At 60.3% G+C, this 3,029-nt stretch carries 2 protein-coding genes and 1 pseudogene; 1 reads left to right on the top strand and 2 read right to left on the bottom strand.

Going from position 1 to position 3,029, the window contains the following annotated elements; translation table 11 throughout:
• Positions 1 to 224: pseudogene (locus tag EBBID32_RS24695) on the bottom strand (hypothetical protein); the annotation flags it as partial.
• Between the two features lie 116 nt (positions 225 to 340).
• Here EBBID32_RS24695 and EBBID32_RS20680 point away from each other — a divergent pair.
• Positions 341 to 1,489 (top strand): integrase, encoded by a 1,149-nt coding sequence (locus EBBID32_RS20680; protein ID WP_022684427.1) that lies wholly within the window; start codon positions 341 to 343, stop codon positions 1,487 to 1,489.
• Positions 1,490 to 2,351: 862 nt separating this feature from the next.
• On the opposite strand, the gene EBBID32_RS25070 is transcribed toward EBBID32_RS20680, so the two are convergent.
• The coding region (locus EBBID32_RS25070) for a 4-hydroxybenzoate 3-monooxygenase (protein WP_231382268.1) at positions 2,352 to 3,029 on the bottom strand (678 nt) is incomplete at its 5' end.

Raw genomic sequence — 3,029 nt, 5'->3', positions numbered from 1 at the left:
CAGCCCCACGAAAATACGTCAATTTCCTCAACCTCGGCCGACTGCAATTGCAAGGCCCGCGCATAGCCGCTCCACGCGGCGCGCGTGGACCATGCTTTGGCCACCGGACTGACGATAATCCGGGCATCGAGACGGGCAATCGCGGCTGTCGCGGCCGCTATCGCCGTGACCATTTTTGGGGTATAGTCGGGACCGTATCGGATGGGCGAGGGCCGGTTTTCCATAGCCAATAGTGAACTGAAACGACCTCTCGGTAAAGCATGCCCGGACGCATAGTGTTGATAATGGATCGTTATCAACACCCTATACATTGGAAAGTGGGCGCGCTATCCCTCGGCGCATGAGCGCGCTCCCGCCTGAAACTCTTCCTTCCGGGCCGCCAGCGGCCTTGCCGCCCCCCTCGGCCGATGTCGGGGAGGTTGTCGACGATGTGCGCGCGCTCGCCGGAACCGTGCGGGAGATCAAGGCTGAGCTGATCGAGGCGGCCGTGCGGGCCTGGTCGCACAACACGCGTCGCGCCTTCCGCTCGGATCTGAAAATTTGGGGAGCGTGGTGCCGTCGCCGGCGTCTCGATCCGCCGAAGGCGGAGGTCAGCGCCGTGGCGGCCTATATCCGCCAGATCGCCGGGATTGACGCCTCGGCCGAAAAGGTCCGCGCGATGGCGACGATCGAACGCTACATCGTCAACATTGGCTGGGCCTATCGTATGGCGGGCCTGCCCGATCCCACCGCCGGGGAGCTGGTCACGCTCGAAATGAAAGCGGCGCGCAAGACAGTGGGCGTGCGCCAGAAGCAGGCCCGCGCGATCCGCTTCAAGGGCGACATTGCCGATTTTGATTCACCGCCCTCCGGCGTGTGCCTCGCCCATCTTCTCAAGGCTGTCCGGCGCGATCTGCTGGGCTATCGCGACGCGGCGCTGCTGCGCGTGGCCTATGACAGCGCTGGGCGCCGCTCGGAGTTGGTGGCGATCGCCGTCGACCATATCCACGGGCCGGATGCGGACGGGGCAGGGGCCTTGTTCATTCCGACAAGCAAGACAGATCGCGAAGGGGAGGGGGCCTGGGCCTATCTTGCGCCCCCGACGATGCAGGCGATCGCGCGCTGGCGCGCGGCCGCGCATATCGACAAGGGGCCGTTGTTCCGGCGCGTCGAGACGCATTTTGACGGGACGGTCGCGGCGATCGGGCGCAGGGCGCTGCATCCCAACAGCATCACGCTCATTTACAGGCGGTTGATCCGCGCGGCCCATGCGAAGAAGCTGCTCGGCGAGATGTCGAACGCCGAGCTTGAGCGCTGGGTGACGGCGGTGTCGTCGCATTCGATCCGGGTCGGGGTGGCACAGGACAACTTTGCTGCCGCTGAAAGTCTGCCGGCGATCATGCAGGCCTATCGCTGGCGTGATCCCAAGACCGTCATGCGATATGGCGCGAAGCTTGCCGCAAAAGGTGGAGCAGGCGCCCGCATGGCGAAGCGCTTTGCGACTGCATAGAAATCCGCCATGCTCAGGGTGTTGGTTGGGTTTGGACACATCTAGCTGGACTATCCGAATGACGGTTCGGTTCATTCTGGCGATCGGAGATATTTGATACCAGAGCGCCGCTGGATAGCGAGCTATGGAAGGTGTTCGTTTCACGTCGATTACTGGTTTGCATCGATATCAGAAATGATTTTCCCGGCTTCTGCAAAGGCAGTATTGGCGGCGGGCACGCTGGCTTAGATAGCGATTTGCATGGGCACTTACGTCAACTCGTCGCGCGTGAAGCCGCCACCGGTCAAGCCGGCGCGGACATGGAGTGCAGACTCTTCCCAACGGCCGAGGCTGGCGGCAAACGCCAGCACAAGTAGGCGCCGGATATGGTCATCGAGCCCGGTGCGGCCTGGATTTCATTCCAGGCGATACGTGTAATCATCGCCTAGAAATCGCTATTGCACGATGTGCAATTGGCGAGCGAGCGGTCCACCCATTCGTCGCCCAAAACACGACGACGATTGAGCAGGCCAGCCTCGAGTGGTAGCCTTTTCATCGGGCTCCGGCAGTACGAAGCTTCTGAGCGCGGACGGCAGCGCTGCGGGCGCCTCGAGTGACGGCAGATGCGCTGAGTCCCGTTTGAGATGGCGTTTCCCTGCGATAGAAGAGAGCGGTGACTGCATCCCGAATTCTGGACCGTTTTGAGCTGGAAAATTCCAATTATGATCGGGTGTAGTTTATGAAGGAGCCGGACGCTGCCTCGGACTGGTAACAATCAGGGAAGCACGTCATGCCGGATAAACCGAAGACGCCCACATAATAGTCATTCTGTCGAACAACTCGCCCCTTAGCGCCGACGTGCGGTTATCGTAAATCTTAGTGCTTATATCGTCTCCAAAGGTAGGCCGACATAATTTTCGGCCAACGATCGCTGCGCTGTTATCGAGCCGCGGATGTAATCCAGCTCCGCCATCTGGATGCGACGATCGAACCCATCCATGTTGGGAAAGCGGTGCGTGATAGACGTAAACCACCACGAAAAGCGCTCCGCCTTCCAGACCCTCGACAGTGCGCGTTCAGAGTAGCTGTCGATGCCTGCGGAAGAATGGTCGCGATAAAATTCGCGCAGGGCTTGACTAAGCATGATCACATCCGACGCTGCCAGATTTAAGCCCTTGGCGCCGGTGGGAGGCACGATATGCGCTGCATCGCCCGCCAGAAACAAACGGCCCCAACGCATCGGCTCGGATACAAAGGAGCGCAGCGGCGCGATGCTTTTTTCGAATGATGGACCTCGCGTCACTTTGGTGGCAACATCTCGTCCGAGCCGTAGGCACGCTTCATCCCAGAACCGCTCATCGGGCCAATCCTCTACCCGGTCGTTCAGCGAACATTGGATATAATAACGGCTACGTGTGGCCGAGCGCATGGAGGCGAGTGCAAAACCACGCTCATGGTTGGCATAAATCAGCTCATGTCCGGCAGGCGGTACGTCCGCCAGAATTCCCAGCCACCCAAAGGGATAAACGCGCTCAAAGGTCTTAAGCACGTTGTTGGGAAT

This window comes from Sphingobium indicum BiD32 (genome assembly GCF_000382885.1).
Taxonomy (GTDB): domain Bacteria; phylum Pseudomonadota; class Alphaproteobacteria; order Sphingomonadales; family Sphingomonadaceae; genus Sphingobium; species Sphingobium japonicum_C.
The sequence above is the reverse complement of the archived record's forward strand: the minus strand, read 5'-3'. Positions and strand labels throughout refer to the sequence as shown.

Bases quoted from the DNA above. Each gene is read 5' to 3' on its own strand.
- EBBID32_RS20680 (WP_022684427.1), top strand. From the start codon at position 341: ATGAGCGCGCTCCCGCCTGAAACTCTTCCTTCCGGGCCGCCAGCGGCC.